Here is a 26,552-nt window from a genome sequence, read left to right on the forward strand (position 1 = left end):
TTAATACCTACAATAAGTATATTATTAACCTTTGACAGCTCCTGCCATCATACCCTTTATTAATTTATCTTGTCCAAAAATAAATGCTATGATCATTGGTAACATAGAAATAGTTAATACCGACATAATCATTGGAACATTCATTGTATATTGACCTTGATACTCCCAAATAGCAAGCGGTAATGTTCTATTAGGTAATGTTTGAGTTAAAACTAAGGCAAAACTGAATTCATTCCATATAGCAACACCATTATAAATTGCTAAAGTTGCTAGCCCTGGCTTCACTAATGGAAGCATAACATTTGAAAAAATTTTATATTTATTGCACCCATCTATCTCAGCTGCTTCTTCTAATTCCCTAGGAATTGCCTGCATAAATGTAACTAATATAAATACTGAGATTGGTAAATTAAAAGCCACATATGGACCTATTAATGCCCAAGGACTATCATACAAACCCATCTTGGTAGTCATCAAAAATATTGGAAGTAATGTTACGTGAACTGGCACTGACATACATGCTACTATTATAGCATATATTGGCTTATTTAACTTAAACTTGAATCTCGATAATGGATAAGATGCACATGCACTTAAGAATAGTAAAATTGCTAACGACACTATAAGTACTAATATACTGTTTTTAAAGTAAACAAATATGTTTCCTTTAAATACGTCAATGAAATTCTTTAAATATAAACTTTTTGGTAAATCGAATACACTTCCCATAAGCATTTCAAATTGCTGTTTAAATCCTGCTAATAACATAAATATAAAAGGAACTATTGTAATTAAAAGCCATGCTATTGCTAGTATTCCAACGATAGCTTTTATAGATAATTTTTTTATTAATGAATTCTGCTTCATAATATTCAATCTTCCTTTCTATTTAATGTTTTAATTGTGATTAATGATATTATTGTTATAAGAATAAACATCCCTGAAGCAATTGCTGAACCATATCCCATTCTTTGAGATAAAAACGCATTCTTATACATATAAGTTGCCATAAGTTCTGACGCGTTACCTGGTCCTCCACCTGTCATAACATATATAAGATCAAAATATTTTAATGATCCAACCATTGATAATACAATTGCACTTTTAATAGCTGGTTTCATAAGTGGAAGAGCTATTTTCCAAAAATACTGACTTTTTTTTGCTCCATCAATTATTGCTGCTTCATATAAATCTGATGGTATTCCACTATATGCAGCCAAAAAATACACCATATAGAAGGGAATAAATTGCCAGCAAATAGCTATTGTGATGGTTAATAGTGCTGTCTTAGGGTTACCTAATAAGTCTACTGAATGCCCACCAAGCAACTTTGATATTCCTGATACTATACCAGAATTTGCATCTAATGCATACTTAAATAAATAACCAATTGCAACAGATGACATTAACATTGGTATAAACCAAATTACTTTAAATATATTAAATTTTTTCCCACCAAAATCTAAAAATGTTGCAAGAGCAAGACCTATTGGTAATTGGACAATTATAGATAGAACCATAATAACAATATTATTTAGAAACGCTTTTCTAAAAACTTGGTCAGCAATAAGTTCTTTCCAGTTATTTAATCCTACAAATACCTTATTTGATGCAAATCCATTCCAATTATAGCAACTTAAATTAAAAGAGTAGACAATTGGATATGCTATATATATTATTAAGAATAAAAATGCTGGCACAAGAAATATAATTGCTGCATTTCTCGTTGACGCGGCACGTCTTTTAGCTAAACTATTAGTTTGTGATTGCACTTTTTCTCTCTCTCCTTTATATAATTATTGAGCTGTTACAAAATTAATTCCACCGCATAAGTTCAACTTCTGCATTTAACTTATAATATAAACATATTTACATCTCTGATATATCTTATTTATACTCTTTTTTCAGAAATCATAAATATTTTACGCCCTCTCATTAAAAGATAAGCTATACCACAAGTCTAAGTTTGCAGTTGTTTATATATAATAGAATTTTTATTTTGCAACAGCTTTTACATTATTTTTTAAATGCTGCTATAATTATTTATTTTTTGCCTTATATGAATCCATAGCAGATTGTAGTTCCTTATCTGCATCTTGTGGAGTCTTAGTTAAACCAAATATTTCTTGACAAGTTGATTTGTGTACTTCTGCAACTTCTGCTGGTAAGTATTGGTCATACCATAATTGAACTCCTTTTGCTTGGTTAACTGTGTCTAGGATTTTTTGTGTTAATGCATCGTCTGGTTTGAAATCTTTAAGTGGAATAATCTTACCTAATTTCTTACGATCTTGTAATGCTTGATCATCTAATAAAGATTGAATTAATTTAAAAGCACCTTCTTTGTCTTTACATGTTTCTGAAATTGAATATAAGTTATCTCCAACTGTTCCTGCACAAAGTGATTGATCTTCTTTTGAACCGTCTAATGCTGGGAATGGGAAGAATCCTAATTTACTCATAAAGTCTGGATTTTCACCAAGTACTGTACCTGTAAACCATGAGCCCATTAAATCCATAGCTGCATCACCTTTGTATAATGCTTGTCTAGCTTGACCACTATCATCATCCATACCATTAAATCCATCTATAAAGTAACCCTTTTTAACCCAATCTTGAATTTTGCTTCCAGCAAATTCAAATGCAGGGTTTTCAAATTTTCCTTTTCCTGATGCTGCATCTGCGAATGCATTTAACCCACCAAAACGAGTTGCTAAGTACATATAATACATAGATCCTGTCCATTTTGTAGCATTAGCTAAAGCAAATGGCGCTACTCCGTTTGCTTTTAACTTATCACATGCAGCTTCTAATTCAGAAATAGTTTTTGGCTCTTGTATTCCATATTTAGCAAAAACATCTTTGTTATAGAAGAAACCTGCTACGGATACGTTTTCAACTGGAACGGCATAAATTTTTCCATTGTATGAACATTGATTAATTCCAGCATCTATAAATTTATCTTTGTAGTTATCTTTGTTCATGAATTCTGTAAGATCAGCAATTTTATTTGAATTTACATAATCAATTAATCCTGATCCTCCCCATTGAATAAATACATCTGGAGTCTGATTTGAACTCATTGCCATAGATAATTTCTGTTTGTAGGAATCATTAACCTGATCAACAACTTCTACATCATATTGTGGGTTAGCTTCCATAAACCTTTTAACTGATGCTTTAATTGCATCTGCTGCTGTTGACGTTTGGATATGCCATAATGTCAATTTTGTCTTTCCTGAAGCAGATCCACCGCTTGTCTGTGAAGTGCTGTTTCCGCAGCCAATCATTGATGCAGAAACCATAGTTACTGTCATTATGATTGATGCTATCCTTTTCAAATTCTTATTCATATACCTTTCTACCCCCTAGAATTTTCATATATTTGATATACTTATATATTAGCATTGATAACGTTTAATAAAAATTGAATAATTTGTCTTTTAGATATAATTTTATATCCTATTGTAATTTTTCTTTATTAAACGCATAAATAACCTCCATTTTAAATAGTTCTCTAAAATACTATCTAAATAATGAAGGCATTTATATTTTTATTCACATATTAAATTTTTATAAATTGAGGCTGAAAGCTGGAGGGGAACCTGCCTTCAGCCTTTGAAATATATTACCTCAAAAACAAAGATAGATAAAAAAACTGCCAAGAATATTTATCTATAACCCTTTGATTCTGGTAAATATCCAATACTATTTGAAAGGATTTTCAGTTTTGTAAAGCATACCTTTTGGTTGATTGAATCCAACTTCTTTAACACCTAAATATCTAAATAAGTTGTAAACAGCTTTTCCAAAGTGTCCAAATGCAACTGCTCCATGATGAGGATATCTGCCTTCTACTAATACGTGACGATAGAATCTTCCCATTTCAGGAATTGCAAATACTCCTATAGCTCCAAATGAACGAGTTGCAACTGGTAATACTTCACCTTCTGCTACATAAGCTGTAAGTTCTGCATCTGCATTACTTTGTAATCTGAAGAATGTAATATCTCCTGGTACTATATCTCCTTCAAGTGTTCCTCTAGTTATATTTGGTTCTTGATTTGGTTCAAGAGCTCTTGCCATAATCATTTGGTTTTTCATTGTTCCACATGTTAATTTACAAGCTGCTGTATTACCACAGTGGAATGCCATGAATGTATCATTTAATGAATAATTAAATTTCCCTTTAACTTCTGATTCATACATATCAGCTGGAACTGTATTGTTTATATCAAGTAATGTTACAACATCTTGGCTTATGCAAGTTCCGATGTATTCACTTAATGCACCATAAATATCAACTTCACATGATACTGGGATTCCCATAGCTGTTAAACGGCTGTTTACATAACATGGTACAAATCCAAATTGTGTTTGGAATGAAGGCCAGCATTTATTTGCAAATACAATGTATTCTCTTGAACCTTTATGTTCTTCCATCCAGTCTAATAATGTAATTTCATATTGAGCAAGCTTTGGTAAGATACCAGGCATTTTATTTCCTTCACCTAATTCTTTTTCCATGCTAGCTATAACGTCTGCAATTCTTGGATCATCTTTATGATCATTAAATGCAGCAAATAAATCTAGTTCTGAGTTTTCTTCTATTTCAACACCTAAATTGTATAATTGTTTAATAGGTGCATTACAAGCTAAGAAATCTTGAGGTCTTGGACCAAAAGAAATTATTTTTAAGTTCTTTAATCCTAATAATGCAGTAGCAACTGGCACAAATTCAGAAATCATTCCTGCAACTTCTGGAGCTGTTCCTACTGGATATTCTGGAATGTATGCTTTAATGTTTCTTAGAGCTAAATTGTAGCTTGCATTTAACATTCCGCAATATGCATCTCCACGTCCGCCTATTAAATTATCTCCGCTCTCTTCTGAAGCAGCTGCAAACATAACTGGTCCATCAAATTCTTTAGCAAGTAAAGTTTCTGAAGTTTCAGGACCAAAGTTTCCTAAATATACAACTAATGCATTTACTCCAGCTTCTTTAACTTCAGCTAAAGCTTTTCTCATATCTTTTTCATTTTCAACAGTTGTTTGACATTCAAAAATTTCTCCATTAAAAGCTTCTACTACTGCTTTTCTTCTATTTTCTGATAATTCCATTGGGAAACAATCTCTACTTACTGCAACAATTCCTAATTTTACTTGTGGTATATTATTCATTTTTAACTCCTCCATTTTTTATGAATTTTAAATTCTTATAATCAGATCTTGACAAATTTTACGAAGTATATTATTCGATATTTTAATGCTACAAATTAGATTTATTAAGTTAGATATTAATTAATATCCTATTCCTAAATAATTGAATCTAGCTATTATTTTACATAGCCTGTCCGAGTTTTAAATTTAGCTTTAGTACTTGTTAATGTTTCACTTTAAATATATTTTAAAATAACTTTTTAAATGTTGTTTGATAAGTCTATAATAAAGCTTTTATATTAATTAGTCAATACCTTTTTGTATACATTTTCATAATTAATTTTTCTAATAGTTATATACTGTAAAATGCATAAATTTTTATCTATTTATTCAATTGCTGTAATATGTAAACTTTGATATAATAATATATGTTAATGTTTTCACTTTGAATTTAGTAGGAGTGATTCGGTATGAATAAAATTAAAAAAGCTTTTAATAAAGATAAACAATCCTTCATAAGTAAATCATTCAAATTAAACGAAAAATTCAAAAACTATTCTATAAGTAAAAAAATAGATACAACCTTTAATTTTATACTTATATTTACATTATTGAGTATGGTTATATCTATAGGTGTACTACTATCATTATCTGCTAGAACTTTTTCTCTATATAATGGTCCTTATCATATTTCTCAAGCATTATCCGATATTAGGCTTGCATTTCAGGTTTCTGATACAAATATTTCTAGAGCTGTAATAGAAAATAGTCCTAAAAATAAGGAAGACTTTATAAGAAATTCCGATGAAGCCCTTGAAGAGCTCACTAGTAAGATAGATTTATTGAAGCAAAATACAAGTGATAAATCTGCCATAGATCAACTTACTAAAAATTTAAGTATTGCTGATACCTATAGAAAAGAACTATGCAATTCTATCAAAAATAATGATCCTAAAAGTACAATAACTTCTAAGTTGGATACATATAGCTTTCAAATAGATATTGTTGAAAATTATATTTCTCAATTATATGAATCTTCTAAAGAAAATGCACAAACATTCGTAAATGAATCCATTTTTTATAGAAACTTAGCTACCGTAATTCTTGTTTTAATAATTATATTTTTAATACTTATTCCAAGATCTCTAGGTAAAACTTTAAAATCTTCTATATTTGAAGGAATAAATAACGTAAAAAAAGTTTCTACAAATTTATCAAATGGAATATTAAACATAGACAATGAATATTTTTCAAAAGATGAAATGGGTGATATGTTCAATGATTTGAAGAAATCTATAGATATGCTTAAATTATATATCAAAGATATAACATATACATTAGAGGAATTATCAAATAGAAATTTAAATATTAATAAAATGGAATCAGTTCATTACATTGGGGATTTTGCGCCAATACAAAAATCTTTAGATGCGATTATAGCTAACTTAAATTCTAGCTTTTTAGATATAGATAAATCAATTGATTTTACTGCAAATAGCGCGAAAGAAATTTCTTCAATTACAAAAGTACTTTCCGAAGGAGCTTCTAATCAAGCTAGCGCAGTACAAGAACTTCAGGGAAACTTTAATATAATACTTGATCAAGTAAAAAAGAATACAAATAACTCTGAAAAAGCTTATAATTATTACAATGAAACAACAAAGATTGTTGCTGATGGAAATAATAAAATGAAACAATTAATGGAATCTATAAACGAGATTGCTACTGCCTCAAATGAAATTTCAGCAATTATAAATACAATTCAGTCAATATCTGAACAAACTAACTTATTAGCTTTAAATGCAGCTATAGAAGCTGCCAGAGCAGGCAATGCTGGAAAGGGTTTCGCCGTTGTTGCTGATGAGGTACGAAAATTAGCTGAACAATCCTCTAATTCTGTTAAAAATATTACTCAAATAATAAAGAACTCATTAAACACTGTGTCTAAAGGCGAATTGATAGCAAATGAAACTGGTATAGCCTTAAATAGCATTGTCGAGAATGTTGAATTTACTTCAGAGTTAGTAAAGGAAATAGCTACTGCTTCTGAAGAGCAAACAAGTGCAATATCAAAAATGACTTTAAAAGTGGATATTATATCAGATATTGTCCAAACTAACCTAGCAACAGCAGAGGAAACATCAGCATCTATTGAAGAATTAGCATCTCACTCGCAAATTATGCATGAGCAAATTTCTGAATTCAAATTACAACATTGATATAAATAAGCCTCCATATAAATAGTCTTTGAAAATAACTATTTTATATAGAGGCTATTTATTATAGAAAAAGTAATAATAATTTATCTTTAATTAAATTACGACTACTAATTTTTAAAAATGTTCTTGATTTAATTTATATCAAATTTCAATTTTATGCATTTTTTGCTGCCTGTTCATTTTTAAAGTTTAAAGCATCTTGTTTCTTAAAGAATGGGTAGTAAATAACAAATGATACTCCCATAATTACTAATTGCAATAACGCCATTTTCCATCCACCTAAGATAAGTCCTGCTATTATTGGTGGTGTTGTCCATGGAACTAATACTCCAGTAAATAATGGAACTAACCCTGTATACATTGCAAAATAAGTAATTAACCCTGTAACCATTGGAGTAAGTATAAATGGTATTGCCATAAATGGATTCATTACTATTGGAGTTCCAAATGAAACTGGTTCATTTATATTGAAAAATCCTGGTACTATAGCTAATTTACCTAGTTCTTTACTTTGTGCTGATTTTGCAAACAATAACATACATATTACAAGTCCTATTGTTACACCTGAACCTGTCATACCAATCATATTGTCTAAAAATTGTTGTGTTACTATATGACCACCATTAGCTACTGTAAGTGCTTTTCCACTATTAACTATAGCTTGATTTTCCATTGCATTTGATGTTAGTATTCCTGTCATTATACCACTTATAATTGATGATCCATGTACTCCAAACCACCATAAAAATGGGATTATAAATGTCATAACAATAACTCCGCCTAGAGAATCTGTCATTCCTTGTAATGGTGTTTGTATTAACTTATATATTAGTTCTATAAATGTTGTATTCATTCCATATTTAAGAATACTATAAAGTATTGTTGCTCCAAGCACTATAACTGCTGCTGGTATTAATGATGCAAATGAGTTTGCAACCCCTTGTGGTACACCAGCTGGCATTTTAATTGTAATCTTCCTTTTCATGAACCATGAGTAAATTGCACCTACAACTAAACCAATAATAATTGCTGTAACCATTCCTTTTCCACCAGCAAATTCTTTACTAATAACATCGCTTACTTTTTCTCCTCCCTTAGTTATCACATAAGAATTAGTTGTTAATAAAAATACTACAAATGATATTATTCCTGCAGATAGAGGTTCATGTCCCTCGTTTTTCGCATAGGTATATGCTATACCTATTGCCGCAATAAATGCAATTATTGAGAATGTAGCTCCATAAGCTTGAAATAATGGCTCTGTCCATCCTGGTCCAAGCTGACTAGCCATCCAATCGTTAAATGGCTGATATGGTATTTGTGCAAGTAATAAAAATACTGATCCTACCATAATAAAAGGTAATGTAAATAAAATACCATCTTTTAATGCTATAACACCTTTTAGGTTAACAAACTTCATAACTACTGGTATAACCTTTTCATTTAGGGTATTTCCAATTGACATAATGATTCCTCCTTAATTAAATATAATATGATAGTCAGAATATATAATAATAAATATGTTAGGCTTAATATTATCTTTTATATTAAAGTTACAACCTTCCATATAGCCTGCTAATATCTTAAATGATTATATATAACTTTGTACAATAATTCAGTTTTATATTACATTTTTCTATATAAATTCAGTTCTTATTTATTAGCTAAATTTAGTGCAAATTCTAGCACTTTTGCTCCATTCATCATTCCATAATCAACCATTGGTATTACATCCACTGGAATTCCAAGTGGTTCACACATCTTTTTTGCTTTTCCTAATGTATATCCAACTTGTGGCCCTAATAGTGCAACGTTTACATTATCTAGATGTTTATCCATTTGTCCTTCTGGAAAAGCTTCTATATCTACTTCTACACCTTTGACCTTAGCTGCATCCTTCATTTTACTAACTAAAAGACTTGTTGACATTCCTGCTGCGCAAAATAATCTAATTTTCATCATAGTTGATTCCTCCTTAAATATATATAGTTTATTAAAATAAAAATTATAGTTGTTGATTAATTAAATTTATATCTCTTTTATTGTTTTACTAATGTATTTATAATTTTCCTTAATTCCATTATTTGTTCAATTAAATTCTTTTCAGTTATTGCTGTCATTAAATGATCTTGTGCATGTACAAATAAAACCGATATATCAACTTTTTCTCCATTAGCTTCTTTATGAAGAAACATTGTCTGACCTTCATGAGCTTTAGCTAATGCATCATTTGCTAATTGCATTTCTTTTTCAGCTTCCTCATAATTTCCTTCGTTTACATTATTAAGAGCCATATAAGCATGATTTTTGCAGTCTCCAGCGTTTATTATAATATTCATGATTGCTAATTCTAATTCTTCCATTTTGCTCTCTCCTTTTAATACTTTTTGTTTTTATACTTTATATTAATTTTGTTTTGTTTTTCTTATGCTTATATATAAAGCAATAACCGTGCCAAGTTTCTGATGCAGAAATAAAAATGTGATTATGAGTTCAATCGTAGCATTTATGCACTTTTGAGGATAATAAAACACTTTAAAAACAATTATTATGTGTTTTACTTTTTCACAAATTTTTTAAAACAAATGGTCAATGTGTTTTATTTTGTGTATTTATTATATGTTTTATACCCAATTTTTTAGATATTATAGATTCAAGACAATATTTTGCACTAAATTATAAAACTTAGTCTATAAATTTAAACAAAAAAAATATAAATATCTATAAAGTAAGATTACTAGTTATCCTACAGAATAGATATTTATATATTTCTTATTTTTTCATGATTCATTTATTAAATGTTATTACTATCAAAGAATGTCATTAAATAACATATTTCATCATCTGAAACACTAATTGAATACTTTGTATTTATAGGTGCACATGCATTTTTCACAATTTTATATAGATTAAAATTATTTTTTATATAATCCTTTTTCCCTTCAAATTCTAAGGTAATTTTACCTTCCTTATATCTATCTATTACACACGCCATATGAAGTGTTATTCCAATTAGAATATTAATCTTTATATTAACCTTTAATTCTTCAGTAACAGTTCTATTGAATTTCTTTATGCTCTTTAGTACCATTATTCCATCAACATTTTTTAAATCACGCTCTAAAGTTTCCTCCATTTTTATATATGTTTCTTCTGCATCAATAAGGTTTTGTATATCCTTAGCACAATCTCCATCTATAATATCATCTAGCGAAAACTGCGGACTATTTACATATAATTCAAAAGGTCCGACAAAACAAATAATTTCGTATTTATTCCTTAATTTTTCTATTCTTTCATATACATTTTCTTTGCCTATAAAATTTATAGGCACAATTTCTATTACATTTTTATCAAAAGTTAGATTTCGTTCCAATATTCCCTTAATAGTCTTAGCTCCACCTTCACCAGTTGTACACACTGTTACTATTGCTAATCTTTTATCTTTCTCGTTTTCCTTATAATCTATATCTGCAACATTATCATCATATAAACTATTAACATCTAGTGTTTCTCTATATATTTCGTCCAAAGAATATCCCATCATAGATTTTCTTGTTGCTTCTAATGCATGCAAAGTGCTGACTAATGGTATGGTTCTAGTTTTTATATTAGATATATTTTCTACTTCTTTTCCAAAAGTCGTAAGTGATCCCATATCTACTAAAAATAATATATCCGATTTAATTTTTTGTTCTCTAATATATTCTATAGTTTTCTCTAATATATTCTCAGGTTTTTCTTCTATGGGTGCATTAATACCCGCAGTATTTTCTGTTCCAAGCAGACTATTAACTGCCTCAGCCATTGATGTCGCAGTACTAATACCGTGGGCAATTATTATTATCTTTACATCATTTTGTATATATCTTACGTTTCTATAATTATAACTTAAGAACATAGCTATAAATCCGGCTTCATCAATTGGCATACTTATATCAATTGATCTCTCTATCATCTTCAAAGCATCTAAAGCCACACTAAATTCTTTTTTATTTTCTTCTCTAATACTACTTAATTTAGGATTAACAATTTTTTTATTTCTCCTTATTCTATCTATTGAATTACTAATATGAACTGCTAACCCATAACTTATTTTTTTGTCTAGCTTTATTCCCAGTTCTTCTTCGCAGAATAAAATAATCTCCTCGATTATATCCATAACATCTTTCTCTACGATGTTTTTTATATTGGTCATATCAACTTTAGTACTAAAATCGTTAATATATTTTTTAAAATAATCTTCAATATCTTTTTCTATTTCTTCCTCTAGATGTTCTCCTTTTATTCCCTTTGCTTTAAGTTCATTTGTCCTTAAATCTAACATCTCATAGATATTGCTATCATTAGTACCTTCTTCAAATATCTCCCTATCTTCATCCTTATCAAATATTAGATATCTCTTATTTATATCAATCAATTTGTTCCATAACTGTCTATGTTCTATCTCTTTATATAAACCTTCCCTTATATATAGCGGTAAATCTATACTATTTATCTTTATTACATCTTTTCTATTCGACAGAAAATCAGCATATGCTTTAGCACAAGCTAATTGTATATCAGATCTTAACTGCCCTACATTGTTCTCACAGTTATATGATAAAAAAGCTTTTATTGAGTTTACTGACACCTTAATACTTTTTCCAAGTCTTCCTGACTCTTCAATCATAAATTGTTTTATTAGATTGAATCGTTCTTCCATTCCTCTATTCTTTAATGATGGTATTGTTATAACCATAGGAATTCTTCGAGTAAATGTTTTTAGCAATGTAGTATTTGGATCCTCTGTAGTAGCCGTTATTATAAGAACACTTGCACTTCTTTCACTTTCTGTTTCTCCAAGCCTTCTATATACCCCTCTATCCATAAATGTAAAGAACATCTCCTGCCCTTCTGCAGGCAATCTATGAACCTCATCAAGAAATAAAATTCCTCCATTAGCTTTCTCTAGCAAACCGACCTTGTCAAAATCCGCCCCTGTATAAGAACCTTTTTTTACTCCGAATAATTGCCCAAGTAATAACTGAGGATTATTTGCATAATCTGCACAATTAAATGTTATAAAAGGACTATCTTTAGATTTCACATTCATTTCAATGGCATATTTATAGATTAGTCCTGCAAAAGTCGATTTACCAACTCCTGTTTCCCCAAGTAATAATATATTCATTCCATTTGGTGGATACAATATTGCGGCTTTTGCTTGCTCTACTGCTGAATATAGACTAGGGTTAGCTTCCGAAAACTTATTTATGACTGATAAATTTGAGGTAACGTTTTCCTCATCTATTGCAATAAATAGTGTCGGCTTCCCCTTTATCTTTATTGCCTTCCCATCACTTACTAATTTATTCAAATCATTACTTACATTTGCTCTGCTAAGGTTTAACTCCTCCGCAATTTCTAATGCAGAAATTCCATTTGGAAACAAATCTTTTATTTCTCTTAACTTTGCAAGAATTAATTCAATTCTTTTCATCTCATTAATCCCCCCTATTAACTTAAAATATTTTTGCATACACTACTTAACTTAAAATATATAAAGCGAGACTCTATACATAGTAATATAATAACATACTATTTATTAGCCTCGCCTGCTTTATCAATGACAATAATAATATTTGTTTGTAATAGTCCAATTACAAATTATCTTATAGCCTTTTTACTTTATTGTAAATACCTACCTTAAGCAATTAAATTAAGCTCATACATTTACATAAAATGAACATAATTTGATTAGCGTTTATCTTCACTCTCCTACTAATCCGCTTTCCCTCATCCTATTAACAAATTTTTCTGACTTCTTATTCATCTTTTCTTTTAAAAATACAGCAATAATTATTGATATGAAAAAATATATAGATAAAATTCCAATATTGTAATATAAGGAACTCCAGATGATCCCACCCTCTGCCTCTCTCATTCCTCCTATTGCATATGTAAAAGGAAGCATTGGACTTATATTTTGAAAAAATTTAGGCGTAAGCTGTATTGGGAAAGTTCCTCCTGATGCTGAAACCTGAAGTACCATTATAATTAAAGCTAAAGCTTTACCCACATTCCCAAATACTGATACCAAGGTGTATATAATCATTATAAAAATTATACTTACATACATAGAAAATATTAAAAGTATTACTGGACTTACAGAATAAGTTTTAATAAAAAATAAATTTCCTAAAACAATTATAATAGCTTGGAGTAGTGAAAGCGTTCCAAGAGTTAGGAACCTGCCAAAAAACATTTTTGTAGTTCCTAAATTCTTAACATCATCTAGCGGCTCTACATGGACAGATAGTATAGAAAGTAATGTAAATCCACCTACCCATATAGCAAGAGTACTATAAAATGGAGCCATAGCTGATCCATAATTAGGTATAGGAAATACCCTGTTTTGAACTGGCTCAATTGGATTTGCCAGAAAATCACTTACATCCTTTGTATTTTTCTGTAGAAAACCTGTGAGTTCGTTGAATTTTTCATCATTACTCAAACTTTTAAATTTTTCAACATTACTGTGAATAGTCTCCTCAGTTTTTGGAAATTTATCTTTAATATTTTTAATCTGTTCTGCTCCCAAATCAGTACCAATATTAGCGTCTTTTAGCAGACTATTTATTAAAGGTATATTATTTTTTGCACTTTCTAAAAGTGTTAATGAGTTGTTTGCCATATTTGTTGTATTGTTCACAAGACTATTTATTGCTGGCGAAATAGCGCTGTCAAAATTGTTTATTGAATCATCAATAAGTTGTGATGTTTTATCTATTCCTTGTATTAGAGATTCTACTGTATCTGAAGAAATTTTATTACCATTACTTAATGTAGTTATCAAAGAATCTAAATTTAATTTATTTTGAACCAATTGATCCCTAATATTTTGCATTTTATTTATGAAATTAGATATTGCACTACTATGTAAAATATTATTTACAGATTGAAGTATATTTATATCATTATTAACAGCAGATAGTGCATTATTCATTTTAGTTGAAGCTAATCTTAGAATATCCTGCTGCCCCTTAACATCTGTATCAACGGAATTATTAATACTGTTAAGTGCATCTCTTGTTGCAGTAGAATTAGCCTTTACTGTAGCTAAATCTGTTCTAACATACGGAGATATATTTTTTATTGTGTCATTAACCTTAATAAAAAAGTCATTACTGGATTGAACAGCATTTTGAGCGTTGTTCAGTGAATTTGTTATATTAGGTATATTCCCTTGAATATTTTGTATAAAGTTATTTAGATCTACTGCCCCATTATAAGCATTATTTATTCCTTCACCAATTTGAGGTAGGTTATTATCTATGTCATTTATAATATTCATAAGTTCTTCTAGCTGAGGCTTAATTTTCTCAAGTTCAATACCATAAGCATTCATATAATTAAGCACAGTACTACTTACTTCTTCTGTAACAGAACTAGTTATTTCATTTTGTAAACTTGTTAATCCGCTTTTTGTAATTTTAGGTGCTATAGCATTAATTTTTTCGTTAACAGAATAAATAAGTTTAGCTTTTTTAGGCTCACCACTTGCTGCAACTGAGAGAAGATTACTCGAAAAATCTTCAGGTATAGTTATACTAGCATAATACTTGCCATATTTTACTCCACTTTCTGCTTCATCCTCGTTAACAAAAGTCCATCCAATACTTTCATTACCTTTCAGCTTATCTATTACCTCTCTACCTATATTAATTTCTAGGTTTTGAAATTGAGCGCCTTCATCATTATTTACTACTGCTACTAAAAGTCCTTTGGTGTTTCCATATGGATCCCAAGAAGCTATTATATTAATCCATGCATATAAAGCAGGTACGAAAAGTAACCCTACTATTATAATCATGAGAGGAATATTAGTTGTTATTTTTCTTATATCCCTTTTGTAAATTTTAAATATTGTACTCATAACTTTTGCATCCCTTCCTTCTTGAACTTAATGTTAAGGCACAATTAAACAATACAAGTATAATAATGCTAAGTTTATGTTCTCCATTAAAGTATTAAATAATTCAAAAGCACTTTTATGATTTTACTACTACAACTCAACAATAGATTCCAATCAAAAATAATACTGATGAGAACTATCCCACCAGTAATTTTATTATGCATATAACTAATTTTCTTCAAAAATGCAATAATTATTTTTACCTTTACTTTTTGCTAAGTAGACTGCTTTATCCGCATTTATAAAGAGTTCCTTAAAACTATTACCATGCTCCGGATATTTTGCTATTCCTATGCTTCCAGAAACTTTTTGACTTAAAACTTCATCGGTATTATTACTCCTAAAACCATTCATTAGATCTTTTGCTTTTTCAATTAATAACTCTTCCGATGTAATATTTTTAAGGAATATCACAAATTCATCTCCACCTATTCGTCCTACAATAGAATCTTCTTTGAATATCTCTGAAAACATTAGTGAAATGTCAGTTAAAACAAAATCTCCTGCTAGATGACCTAAATTATCATTTACAGCTTTAAAATTATCAAGATCTACAACAAATAGCGCTCCACTATCGCCTTTCTTAGCACTTTTCATATATTCTTCAATCATATTTTGTACTGTTCCTTTATTATATAAGCTAGTTAAACTATCTCTTTGTGCTTTAAATAAAAGTTTTTCATTCTCTCTCTTTTCTTCATCAATATCAATAATTATCCCTATGGCCTTAAATATATCTCCATTTCCATCAAACATGGCAGTTATTCTTATTTTGCACCAAATATATTCATTAGTATTTTTCTTTATTCTAATTTCAGCTTCTTTATATGTATCCCCATATATAATACCATTAAGCAATTTTCCAAAATTCTTTATATCATCATTATAAATATAATCTGTTTTATATATAATCTCACTAACATTGTTTACAACTGATTTATAGCTAAACTTATTTTCCCAATTTCCAGAAAAATAAACAGTATCTTTGGGGATATTCCATTCAAAAATTGCGTCTTCTGTTTGAGACATAATTATACGATAGCGCTCCTCACTCATTCTAAGCTCTTCTTGAGTTATTTTGGTTTTGGATTCAGTTATATTTATTACTACACTGTAGCTAAATAATTTACCATAGCTATTTTCTACTATTTGACCGTTATCTAATAACCATACATTGACTCCATCACTCCTTTTAACCCTGTATTCTACAGTGTACTTACCATATTTACTTATTTGTTCTCTTATATCCCTCATTACTCTTTCTCTATCAGCCTCGCAAATTAATTCAATTAATTTTTTACGCCTTTGATTTTCAGTAAATTCATCTTCTTTGTAACCTAAAATGCTTAGACACCCACTACTTACAAAATCTAAAATATATTCTCCATTTTCTATTTTGCACGTATATACTCCTCCTGGTATATTGGATGTTAGAGATTGTAGCCTTCTATTTTTTTCTTCTATATGCTTTTTATTCTTTTCTATAGTATCCATCAATCCATTAAATGCTGTTGCTATTTCTCCGAATTCATCCTCCTTATTATATATAAATCGATCATCCATATTACCTTGTTTTATCTTTCTAATTACCTCCAATAATTTATATATAGGCTTAGAGAAATAATTAACTATAAATAAATATGATACTGTTATTAATAGTGAAATAATTATAAAAAATGCCACAGTATTCTTTATAGTTCTCTCAGTTGGCGTCTTAAATTCTGATAATTCAATTGCACTTAATACTATCCAGCCAGTATTACTAATCCTCGAATAATATCCTATTTTTTCAGTGTTATTAATTTTATATTCGATTATTCCATTAGGTGTACTATCAAAATCTATCTTTTCCCACTGCTCGTACAAATTATTAGGAACATTTATCTTTTTTATATTTTCTTTTATATTATTGCTAGTTCCAGCTGCAACAGCGCCATTTTGGTCCATTATCAGTATTCTTCCAGTATCAAAAAAGCTAACATCGTTTACAAGTTTTTCAAAATAATTCATATTCATTATATTAGCTATAAAACCTTGGTATTTGCCTCCTACAAATATAGGGCTTGCAATTATCGCACTTTTGGCTCCATCATTAAAATCTTCTCTTTCTATAATGTTTGTTACAACAACTTCGTTTTGCTTAAGCTTCTCAACTTCATTATTAGGAATCATAGCCTTCTTATTTATGAACTCACTATTATCACATGCAATAATTACACCCTCCTTGTCAACAAGTACCTCTCTACTTAAAAAAAATTCTTCTTGCATTCTACCAGCCAAGATTTCATTTAAAACTTGTATATCATGCCTTTTATCTTCTAAATCTTCTTTATTATTTAATGCAGTTAATATTTTTTTTACTATTGGTATATTGGTATCATTATTAAGATTACTAATATTCTCATCAAAAAAAGCTTTTAAGTGTATAGATTGATCCTTAGAAAAAGTTTCTACATTCTGCTTAGTTAATTCTAAGTTTCTAGTATTAAAATTTGAAATACATATGCTTGTCGAAATAATTGCAGGAATTATTCCCCATAATATAGATAAAACTATAAACTTTCTTCTTATATTCATCTTTCACCTCATTAATATATCATTAATAGACAAATTATATATTAATTTTATCAGATTTTATAATTATTTTATACATATTATATTAATTATTGTGTTTTTTTGTAGTTATAAACAAATTAATATCAATATTTCATTCTTCTTTATCATTTAATCATTATTTCGAAACGTTCTATATCAGAATTTTGCAACTTAGACTATTGTTCTATAGCAAAAAAAATACACACCTCATATTTCATGATTAGAGATTTTGGTTTCAATAAAACCTTAAGCACAATAAAAGTTTATGTGCCTTATTCCTAACCACTCAGTATGAGTTGTGCATTTCATATATTTGAACTTTAAAATATATTATTGTCTTTTATTCTACGATTACACCAGTATTATTCATTTTTTTATTAATACAAATATATAATCATTAGTCTCTAATATATTTATTAATTGTAGCTGCTCCTTCTTCATTTGCATGATAATAAACTCTTAAATTGCCTGCCTCATCCATATCAAACCTTGTTTCTTCTAAAAGTCCATTAGCTTCTGCTGTCATTAGAGCTGAAATTACAGCATCTCTTTTAAGGGCCTTAAATTTACCATACTCACCTTTTAGAGCTTCAATAACGTCTTCTGCACAAGCTTCAGGTACTTTCGTAAAGTATTTTAAAATAGCATAATTAAGTGGTTTCATACTATCTTACCTCCTTTTTTCTGAATAAATCAAGCGGATTCATTGCAATTACTAATATACCAACTATCATTAGTACTGCTGCTCCCCAAGCGATTGGAGGTAGAGACCATCCATCTATTCCAAAGATTACACCAAGTAATATCCAACAGCAAAATGGTCCCCAGAATGAATATGTACCATTACAAGCCATACCAAGTGCAGCACCACACATACTATTGCCTTTATACCATGTCATAAATGAAATAAATGCACAAAGGCCACTTGCAGCAAACCAAATCATAGCAGAACCACTTGTAAATGCTTGAGCCACAAGCCCTGCTGAAATATTAACTCCACCTGCTATCATCCCTAAAATAGGAATGAATATAATTAAATTTGAAAGACCTGCTGTTGCCTGACGAATGGTAATACCTATCTCTGAATCAATCATAGATGTACCATAGCCAGCTACACAACCTTCAAAGCCCCATCCAAGAGCCGCGATGAAAGCAATGCAAATACCTAATAGCATACCTTTTGGTGCATCCCCTGTAATACCTGTACTTCCAATCATAAAGCTTGCACAAACACAGATAGCAATACCCAATATCATACGTTTATTTAATTCCTGCTTGAATAAAATTCTACCTAAAATAGCACCAATAGCTGGACAAAGGGCAGTAATAGGAATAACTATTGACCCTGCCATCTGAAGCCCAATAACATAAGCCGTGCTAGCAATAGGTCCTCCTATAAGAGCTGCTAACATCATTACACGACCTGGGGTAGTATTAACACATCTTAAGAAATCTCCAAACTTACCTTTAATAATTGCATAAATCACTGCCCATACAGCGCTGCAAACATCATTTACTGCACTTCCAAGTGCCCCTAATAAATACGTAATAACAAAAGCTGATAAACCAGCTGAATTTACTCCTGTCCAATCTCCCCAAACTCCTTTAGTCATACCCAAAGTTAGAAATGCTGAGTAAAATCCATACATGAGACCTGAAAATAAAGCTATTGTAATACCCTTTTTAAAAAATTGTGCCGATAATTTCCTTTTTGCAATAACCGCAGCTTCATTAACTGTGGTATTTTCTATAATATTTTGCATCAAAAATCTCCCCCTTAAATATAACTTCTTATTCGTATAATTTTAGCGTTTTCTACCTTATAATAATCTTCTTAAACTAAATTATTTCTTAATACTATATAATAAACAAAATGAATATATATTAAACTTATTTACGCTTTAATTTCAAGTTCATTTTGTGAACAAAGTTATATTATCATTGTTCATCGTTCAAATCAATATGTTCACACAAAAAATATTATAAATTCTCATAAAAAGATTCAAACTAATTTATTCTCATTCATATTTAAGGGATTAATGAAAAATCATGCCTTTGAAAGCGCTATATCTTTAACATTTTACATGTCAATCCCCAACAGCACTCACAAACGCATGATTCTAACTTAAGAGTTATCTAATAAATAATATCCTATTAATGCCTTATTCAATTCTAATTATCTTTTAAGCTTGAATTTCAAAAGTAATTTGTCTGCCAGCTCAAAAAATACCTGATCCTTAGTAAATATAAGAATTCCAGCATATATTAAGCCACATGCAAAAACCTCCACTACGCATCCAAAAAGTATGTTATGTATAACAAGCTTTATTCCAAACGTTATAGGAATGAATATCAAAGAATAATAGAAATACTTTATATTCTCGTAAGAGAACAAATGTATATCTAATTTTATAACTTTCTTAACCAGCCTATATTCTAAACCTATTACAATAAGATTTGCTAAAAGAGTTGTACTTATAGCAGTAACCATATTAAATGTTCCTGTTAGAAATAATGTTGTATTAAAAATCAAATTAAGTATTCCTCCAATTAATACTAACATTGCATCATACTTTTCTTTTCCGTGAAGATATATTATTTGATTCGCTATTACCCCTTCAACTCCAACACTCAACATATGGATTGAAAATATAACCATAACCGGAACTGCTGCTAAAAATTCTGGTCCTCCAAAGATATATATAGCCTCTTTGGAAAGGCACAAAAGACCTATAGATGCTGGAAATAAAATCAGAAAATATATCTTTATAACCCTTTTTAGTAAGACCAAATACTCACCTTTAGATTCATTTCCCAAGTAATTAGAGAGCCTTGGCATAGTAACTTGGATAACTGTTAATAGTAGTGTACTTACTATAGTAGTTACCCTCTGAGCCATATAATAATATCCAACATCGGTAGTCCCTCCAATACTGTCTTTTAGCATAATCTTATCAAGCTGAGTATATAAAACTCCTGTATTAGAAAGAATTACAACGTAAAACATAGGTTTTAAATGTCTAAAAAATTCAAGATTAGAAAAATCAAACCTTACTTTTCTTTTTACATATACGAAACTTATTATATTATTTATAAAGTTAAATCCTATAACTAAATATAAATAAAACAAATAATCTTCTTGTTTTCTAACAAATAGCAAAATCAATGCAGAATATACTATTCTAACTATCATTGTTTTAATAGCAATGAAATCATAATTTTCTAATGCTTCATTAACCCACTCCACATAAAAAAGATTAAATACCAAATTAAATCCCATAACTATACATGTATAAAAATATGGTTCATTTTTATAAAAAATAGCTACAAATATCATGTATGCAGCTGAAGCTAGGATATTAGTAACACTTGCAAAAAGAAACAAGCTCGTAAACGTTTGTCTAAGTTTAGCCTTGTCATCACGAACTTTACTTATTTCTCTTAGTCCATACTGGTAAATTCCAAAGCTTGCGAATATTAAAAAATAAGCAGTTAGAGAATCTCCATATCCCATATAACCATATAATTCTTTACCAACTGATCTAGTAACTAATGGAATTACCAAAATCGGCAATATTATGTTAAATAAGTTAAGCATTGCTTTGAATATCGCATTTTTTGAAATAGATTTAGCCATTTGTTTGCCCTCCATATACGTATTCTAATCAACAATGCACATTTAATGACCTTTGAGCGCACTGCGATAAATTAGAAATTATTTTATTAAAATGCACAGTTACAATTGAATTTATTTCTACTTAACAAGTTATTGACTTCGCTTAGCGCTTTTTTTATATAAGTTCTTGGTTGCGCTTCGCGCTTTTTTTATATGTGTATATTTTTCGCTTTTTCAATTGTACATTCTAGTTTATTCATTGTCAATTCATATACAAATTCTATGGAAAGTGTTGAAAATTTATGGACTTTTTTCTTACTTTGAGTTATAATCAAACTAACAATTGTTAGTTTGAAATTATAAGATAATAATAGTGGAATATTATGCTTATTTCTCAAACTCTAATTATAATTTATATGTATTTGTGTTTGATATATATTAATATAAATTAAGCACTTTAAAGTTATGCAATAATATTTTTGTGAGGAGTTTTTATGAATACAAGAGAAAAAATTATATCTGAATCATTAAATCTTTTTTCAAGGAAAGGTTTTGATGCAATATCTGTTAGAGATATCGCCAAAGCAGTTGGCATAAAAGCAAGCTCTCTTTATAATCACTTCAAAAATAAGCAAGATATTTTTGATACTATAATCCAAAAATATTCAGATCTAGTAAATAAATTTTTGAACAGTATCAAAATTAGGGATAATTCTGATGAGAATCTTCCTAATAAAACAAATTGGTTATCTGACGAATACTTTTTCAAAAAAAGTTCATACATTTTTAATTTTTACTTAGAAGACGAGAATATGATTAAATTCAGAAAATTGCTGACAATAGAGCAATGTAACAACTCTAAACTTTCAGATTTATATAATAAAATATTTATTGATGATATATTAGATTTTCAAACTGACGTATTTTCAAAATTAATAAGTTCAAACGTATTTATAAAAAAAGACCCTTATACATTAGCACTTCAATTTTACTCCCCAGTTTTCTTACTATTTTATAAGCACGAAAACTTAACTGATAAAGAACGTAGATTCTTAGAAAATCATATTTCAGAATTCAAAGACACATATATAGTGAAAGGATGATCACTTGTGAATGTAATTGTCATTTATGATAACTCAAGCGAGACAAATACATATAATTGTGTGCAACTCTTGCTAAATGCTCTTAAACTTAATATTGAATTAAAAGTCACGGAATTTTTCTTATCAAAAGATTATATTTACAATGGACGTCTTTCTTATCCCGATATTGATTCAAAAACTGTTAATGGTATGGAGTACATCATAAATTCATTAGATAGCTCTGATTTACTTATAATAGCTTCTCCAGTATCAAAATGTGATATTAGCAATGAAATGAAACTGTTTTTGCACAGACTATCTTGTTGTTACCTATTAAGTAGCTCAAGATCCCAAATAAATGATAAAATAGGATTGTCCATATCAACAACTTCTGGTGCTGGTCTTTTTTATACATCTAAAATTCTAAAGAGAAATCTTAATTCATTAGGAATAAAAAACACTTTAAAGTTTTGTAGAACTCTTTATGAGATAAGTTGGGAAGATGTGAGTTTAAAAACTAAAATGAGAATACATAAGGATATTTTCAAACTTTCCTACAAAATATTAGGCCTACATAATCGTACATACAATAAGAAAAGATCAATTTTAAGAAAAGTGATTTTTTCAAAAGATAATAACGCTCTTATAGATAGCAGCCCAAATATTATACAATTAAGTTCCTGGAAATATCAATCTCACTTGCATAATAGACATATTCAGTAGCCTTTTAAACATATATTTTTACATAAAAAACTACACAAAAATATACCTTTATCAAAATAAGTATATTTTAGTGTAGTTTTTCATATTTCCATATTATATTTTGCTTTTATATCATTAAATTATAATTTAAGTGCGTTTTTCAGATATGCTAGATCCTCCAATGAATCTATTTCAAATATATCATTTGATTGTATCTTTTCGATATGCACTTCCATGTCCTTAAGATTATCTACAGCAATACTATCCCAATATAAATCTCTAAAGTCTCCTTTGTTTATTGCTTCTTCAACTTTATTAGAAATAAATTCGCCATCTTTAGCAGTCCAAAAAGATGCTCCTGACATTATAAAATCAGGTTTATCTCCTTCTTTTCCAATTTCAACACTATGTATTCTGCCATCTTCATCATATTTCAAAATCCACTCACCTATTATATTTTCTTTACAAGCTGAATAATATAATGATGTTTTCGGTTTACTTTTAGGTAAGAAATTCCTTGTGATATAGTTATCTGCGTCAATTACAAATGCATCCCTAAGGTATTGCCTAACTAAATACATAGTATATATATTATTATAGATATCGTATTTATCATTAACTACTTTGATTAAATTATATTTCTTAACTATATCATCAAACTTTTCATGGAGATATCCAGTTAATACTATAATCTCGTTAATCCCAATCTCCTTTAAATTTATTATTTGCCTTTCAAGTAAAGACATCCCATTGACTTCTATTAAAGATTTTGGAGTATTTTCGGTTAATGGTCTTAATCTAGTTCCCATACCCGCTGCCATTAAAATTGCTCTCATATCTACTTTCTCCTCAGCTAATTAAAAATATATAAATCATCTTAAATTTCAATACATATAAATAAACAAATTATATCCTAGGCTTATGTGATATCTAACCAGAATTATAAATTCGATTTATAATTAAAGTTTATTTAAATATTCCTTAGCTCTATTATATCTATCTATTCCATAAGTACCAAAATCGTCTCCTTCTGCTTCCTTGATCAATGTCCAAACAGCCCATAAGAAATCTTGGCATATTTGATGAATTAATAATCTTCTTCTTGAATCTTTATCAGCATCTTTTCCTTTAAAATATAATCTAAACATTAACTCTATATCATCTTCTGAAAATTCATTTTCTAAAGAAAGAGCTGCCAAATCCCACATATCATCGTTAATCCCGCTGTATTCCCAGTCGATTAAATAAATTCTGCCTGCAGTATCCTTAACAAAGTTCTCCGAAACCAAATCATTATGAGATGGAACATATACTCTGTTGCATCTATTTAGCTCTTCTTCAAGAGCCATAACCTTTTCTCTTACTTCAGCATAATCCTCAAAAAAGTCTCCATTATCTTTTCTTAAAATCCCTTCATATTTTTCAAGTTCTCTAAACATACTGAACTCATTATCCATATGAAAATCAGTACATTCATGCAGGTCTCTTAAGATAGCTGTAACTTGTTTTAAGTTTTCTTCTTTCTTAATACTTCTATGAGTTAAAGTTTCTGCATTTTCTATAAACCTAGATATTTTAACTCCAGTTTCAAGATTGAAATAAGGTACTTCTACATTATAGCCTTTCTCAGAAGCAATCGCCGAATTAAACATTTCTGTGTTTCTATTAATCATTTGCTCTGTTCCAACACCTGCTACTCTTAATATGTATCTATCACCTTTAACACATATTTTATAATTTTTATTTGTCATACCACCTGCTGGCTCAACTTCTGTAATATCTTCATCTGTTACCTTTAAAGATTCTCTAACAATAGATTTTATGTTGCTTATCTCATAACTTAACTCTCTTCTTCTTATAGTTGGATAAAGATAATTCTTGATTTTTTCATATTCTTTAGAACTATCTGCATCCCCCCATGCAAGATCATCTATTTTAACAAAACCGATATTATAATTTCTAGCAACATCTAAAAGTACATATTCATAATTTAAATACGGATTTACATTCCCCTTAAATTCTTCAAGCATCATTGTATATAATTTATATGATATCTTAGTAAGTCCTATCATTTCTCCATCAATTCTATTAAATTGATGAATATCTTTGGACATCTTAAACAAGTGATTATCCCTTATTTCAACAAATGCTTCATCACCTGATCCACTTTCATTTGTAAAAAGAATACAATCACGATTTGGACTTTCCGCTAATTCCTTAATAGCTCTTTTTTCGAAAATCAAATCATTTTCAATAAGTAAAAAATCATCATCTATATAATCTTTAGCTAAAGATAATGAATGCATTGTTCCTGTCCACTTATAAGTGTCGCTTTTTACTAATATTATATTTTTACTATTTTTAAAAGCTTCTTCATAGTACTGACTTTCATATCCAGTTACTATGACAGTCTTAGTTATTCCATTTTCTTTTAAAATATTTAGAGTTCTATCAATAAGCCTAAAGTCTTCAATATCCAACATTCCTACAGGTTTCCCAAATTCCTCTGCCTTACCTGCTGCAAGTATTACAGCTTGTTTAACTATTTTTTTCTCTTCTTCATGAATCTTTAATCTAGTACTTTTTGCAGAAGCAATATTTTCTTCTAAAAACTTCATGCCCTTTTCAGTTACTTTATATAAAGTTCCTCTATTATTTGTTATTCTGTCAATAAATCCATCCATAGTAAATTCCTTTAAAACTGCATTAACCTTCCCAAGGGATATATTAGTTCTTTTAGCCAATTCTCTTTGATTAATATTAAAATTATCATTCAGCGTCTTTAAAATTTCTATCCTATCTTCTAACATATTACACCTAACTCCCCTTTAATTAAACATAGCATTTATTGTTCGAATTTTGAACTATAATTATTATATTCCCTAAAATTCCAGTTGTCAATAAAAACTCCCTTGTATATTTCTGCCCCAAAGTTCGCCTCTATATGATACTTGTTTAAAATCAAATACATTTGTTTTAATTTGAACTCTTAATATTTAAAAAAACACTAAGAGGAAAGCCAAACTCACTTTTCGCTTGCCTAAATCTTTAATCAGACAAGCGAAAGTTGAAAAACCTCCCTCTTAGTGCCTTTTGTATAGAAATTTCTAAATCCCTGCTATACACGTACGTATTTGATTTGTAAATATAATCTTACATCCACCAATCATAATTCATTGGAAACTGTAGAAATAGCATAATCTTTATTTCGATGAGCTATA

The 26,552-nt window shown here is 29.1% G+C and carries 18 protein-coding genes; 3 read left to right on the forward strand and 15 right to left on the reverse strand.

From position 1 onward, the window contains the following. Positions 1 to 24 precede the first annotated feature (24 nt). The 4 genes from PZA12_RS22690 to PZA12_RS22705 all read right to left on the reverse strand — a co-directional run bounded on the left by PZA12_RS22690 (position 25) and on the right by PZA12_RS22705 (position 5,181). Positions 25 to 867: a carbohydrate ABC transporter permease gene (locus tag PZA12_RS22690; protein WP_103699148.1), complete on the reverse strand. Its 843-nt coding sequence runs from the start codon at positions 865 to 867 to the stop codon at positions 25 to 27. A 5-nt stretch (positions 868 to 872) separates the two neighbouring features. Next, a complete protein-coding gene (locus PZA12_RS22695) occupies positions 873 to 1,772 on the reverse strand; it encodes a carbohydrate ABC transporter permease (protein ID WP_077838613.1) in 900 nt (299 codons plus the stop codon). A gap of 267 nt (positions 1,773 to 2,039) precedes the next feature. Then, positions 2,040 to 3,353, reverse strand: a complete 1,314-nt coding sequence (locus PZA12_RS22700; RefSeq protein WP_012060834.1) for an ABC transporter substrate-binding protein — start codon at positions 3,351 to 3,353, stop codon at positions 2,040 to 2,042. A gap of 355 nt (positions 3,354 to 3,708) precedes the next feature. After that, positions 3,709 to 5,181: an L-fucose/L-arabinose isomerase family protein gene (locus PZA12_RS22705; protein WP_054249045.1), complete on the reverse strand. Its 1,473-nt coding sequence runs from the start codon at positions 5,179 to 5,181 to the stop codon at positions 3,709 to 3,711. Positions 5,182 to 5,630: 449 nt separating this feature from the next. Here PZA12_RS22705 and PZA12_RS22710 point away from each other — a divergent pair, with 449 nt between their 5' ends. Beyond that, entirely contained in the window at positions 5,631 to 7,379 is a 1,749-nt protein-coding gene (locus PZA12_RS22710) for a methyl-accepting chemotaxis protein (protein ID WP_103698920.1), read from the forward strand. Between the two features lie 154 nt (positions 7,380 to 7,533). Here PZA12_RS22710 and PZA12_RS22715 read toward each other — a convergent pair whose 3' ends face one another. The 9 genes from PZA12_RS22715 to PZA12_RS22755 form a co-directional block, all read right to left on the reverse strand. Next, positions 7,534 to 8,844 carry a PTS sugar transporter subunit IIC gene (locus PZA12_RS22715; RefSeq protein WP_103698919.1) on the reverse strand — a complete coding sequence of 437 codons (1,311 nt, stop codon included), beginning with the start codon at positions 8,842 to 8,844 and terminating at the stop codon, positions 7,534 to 7,536. Between the two features lie 188 nt (positions 8,845 to 9,032). Further along, positions 9,033 to 9,341: a PTS sugar transporter subunit IIB gene (locus PZA12_RS22720; protein ID WP_023976101.1), complete on the reverse strand. Its 309-nt coding sequence runs from the start codon at positions 9,339 to 9,341 to the stop codon at positions 9,033 to 9,035. Positions 9,342 to 9,418: 77 nt separating this feature from the next. Next, positions 9,419 to 9,742, reverse strand: coding sequence for a PTS lactose/cellobiose transporter subunit IIA (locus PZA12_RS22725; RefSeq protein WP_017212129.1), 324 nt, complete (start codon positions 9,740 to 9,742; stop codon positions 9,419 to 9,421). Positions 9,743 to 10,173: 431 nt separating this feature from the next. Then, on the reverse strand, positions 10,174 to 12,861 hold the full coding sequence (locus tag PZA12_RS22730; protein ID WP_103698918.1) for a sigma 54-interacting transcriptional regulator: 2,688 nt from the start codon (positions 12,859 to 12,861) through the stop codon (positions 10,174 to 10,176). A gap of 270 nt (positions 12,862 to 13,131) precedes the next feature. Next, positions 13,132 to 15,297 (reverse strand): YhgE/Pip domain-containing protein, encoded by a 2,166-nt coding sequence (locus tag PZA12_RS22735; RefSeq protein WP_103698917.1) that lies wholly within the window; start codon positions 15,295 to 15,297, stop codon positions 13,132 to 13,134. Positions 15,298 to 15,504: 207 nt separating this feature from the next. Further along, a complete protein-coding gene (locus PZA12_RS22740) occupies positions 15,505 to 17,913 on the reverse strand; it encodes a diguanylate cyclase (RefSeq protein ID WP_103698916.1) in 2,409 nt (802 codons plus the stop codon). Between the two features lie 415 nt (positions 17,914 to 18,328). After that, positions 18,329 to 18,595 carry a hypothetical protein gene (locus PZA12_RS22745; RefSeq protein WP_017212125.1) on the reverse strand — a complete coding sequence of 89 codons (267 nt, stop codon included), beginning with the start codon at positions 18,593 to 18,595 and terminating at the stop codon, positions 18,329 to 18,331. A 1-nt stretch (position 18,596) separates the two neighbouring features. Beyond that, on the reverse strand, positions 18,597 to 19,694 hold the full coding sequence (locus PZA12_RS22750; RefSeq protein ID WP_103698915.1) for a hypothetical protein: 1,098 nt from the start codon (positions 19,692 to 19,694) through the stop codon (positions 18,597 to 18,599). 413 nt (positions 19,695 to 20,107) lie between these two features. Further along, positions 20,108 to 21,568 carry an oligosaccharide flippase family protein gene (locus PZA12_RS22755; protein WP_078114343.1) on the reverse strand — a complete coding sequence of 487 codons (1,461 nt, stop codon included), beginning with the start codon at positions 21,566 to 21,568 and terminating at the stop codon, positions 20,108 to 20,110. A 473-nt stretch (positions 21,569 to 22,041) separates the two neighbouring features. Between PZA12_RS22755 and PZA12_RS22760 the strand changes: the two genes are divergently transcribed. Together PZA12_RS22760 and PZA12_RS22765 are read left to right on the forward strand one after the other, a co-directional pair. Then, positions 22,042 to 22,650, forward strand: coding sequence for a TetR/AcrR family transcriptional regulator (locus tag PZA12_RS22760; RefSeq protein WP_078114342.1), 609 nt, complete (start codon positions 22,042 to 22,044; stop codon positions 22,648 to 22,650). Positions 22,651 to 22,656: 6 nt separating this feature from the next. Further along, positions 22,657 to 23,352: an NAD(P)H-dependent oxidoreductase gene (locus tag PZA12_RS22765; protein WP_078114341.1), complete on the forward strand. Its 696-nt coding sequence runs from the start codon at positions 22,657 to 22,659 to the stop codon at positions 23,350 to 23,352. 119 nt (positions 23,353 to 23,471) lie between these two features. Here the strand turns inward: PZA12_RS22765 and PZA12_RS22770 are convergent, their stop codons facing one another. Next, positions 23,472 to 24,167 (reverse strand): sugar phosphate nucleotidyltransferase, encoded by a 696-nt coding sequence (locus PZA12_RS22770; protein ID WP_012060848.1) that lies wholly within the window; start codon positions 24,165 to 24,167, stop codon positions 23,472 to 23,474. A 123-nt stretch (positions 24,168 to 24,290) separates the two neighbouring features. Next, positions 24,291 to 26,141: a winged helix-turn-helix transcriptional regulator gene (locus PZA12_RS22775; protein WP_078114340.1), complete on the reverse strand. Its 1,851-nt coding sequence runs from the start codon at positions 26,139 to 26,141 to the stop codon at positions 24,291 to 24,293. Positions 26,142 to 26,552 lie beyond the last annotated feature (411 nt).

Source organism: Clostridium beijerinckii (assembly GCF_036699995.1).
In the GTDB taxonomy this organism is placed as follows: domain Bacteria; phylum Bacillota; class Clostridia; order Clostridiales; family Clostridiaceae; genus Clostridium; species Clostridium helianthi.

Excerpts from the sequence above, each read along its gene's own strand:
- PZA12_RS22690 (WP_103699148.1), bottom strand. The coding sequence starts at position 867 with ATGAAGCAGAATTCATTAATAAAAAAATTATCTATAAAAGCTATCGTT.
- PZA12_RS22700 (WP_012060834.1), bottom strand. The coding sequence starts at position 3,353 with ATGAATAAGAATTTGAAAAGGATAGCATCAATCATAATGACAGTAACT.
- PZA12_RS22705 (WP_054249045.1), bottom strand. The coding sequence starts at position 5,181 with ATGAATAATATACCACAAGTAAAATTAGGAATTGTTGCAGTAAGTAGA.
- PZA12_RS22710 (WP_103698920.1), top strand. The coding sequence starts at position 5,631 with ATGAATAAAATTAAAAAAGCTTTTAATAAAGATAAACAATCCTTCATA.
- PZA12_RS22715 (WP_103698919.1), bottom strand. The coding sequence starts at position 8,844 with ATGTCAATTGGAAATACCCTAAATGAAAAGGTTATACCAGTAGTTATG.
- PZA12_RS22720 (WP_023976101.1), bottom strand. The coding sequence starts at position 9,341 with ATGATGAAAATTAGATTATTTTGCGCAGCAGGAATGTCAACAAGTCTT.
- PZA12_RS22725 (WP_017212129.1), bottom strand. The coding sequence starts at position 9,742 with ATGGAAGAATTAGAATTAGCAATCATGAATATTATAATAAACGCTGGA.
- PZA12_RS22730 (WP_103698918.1), bottom strand. The coding sequence starts at position 12,861 with ATGAAAAGAATTGAATTAATTCTTGCAAAGTTAAGAGAAATAAAAGAT.
- PZA12_RS22735 (WP_103698917.1), bottom strand. The coding sequence starts at position 15,297 with ATGAGTACAATATTTAAAATTTACAAAAGGGATATAAGAAAAATAACA.
- PZA12_RS22740 (WP_103698916.1), bottom strand. The coding sequence starts at position 17,913 with ATGAATATAAGAAGAAAGTTTATAGTTTTATCTATATTATGGGGAATA.
- PZA12_RS22745 (WP_017212125.1), bottom strand. The coding sequence starts at position 18,595 with ATGAAACCACTTAATTATGCTATTTTAAAATACTTTACGAAAGTACCT.
- PZA12_RS22750 (WP_103698915.1), bottom strand. The coding sequence starts at position 19,694 with ATGCAAAATATTATAGAAAATACCACAGTTAATGAAGCTGCGGTTATT.
- PZA12_RS22755 (WP_078114343.1), bottom strand. The coding sequence starts at position 21,568 with ATGGCTAAATCTATTTCAAAAAATGCGATATTCAAAGCAATGCTTAAC.
- PZA12_RS22760 (WP_078114342.1), top strand. The coding sequence starts at position 22,042 with ATGAATACAAGAGAAAAAATTATATCTGAATCATTAAATCTTTTTTCA.
- PZA12_RS22770 (WP_012060848.1), bottom strand. The coding sequence starts at position 24,167 with ATGAGAGCAATTTTAATGGCAGCGGGTATGGGAACTAGATTAAGACCA.
- PZA12_RS22775 (WP_078114340.1), bottom strand. The coding sequence starts at position 26,141 with ATGTTAGAAGATAGGATAGAAATTTTAAAGACGCTGAATGATAATTTT.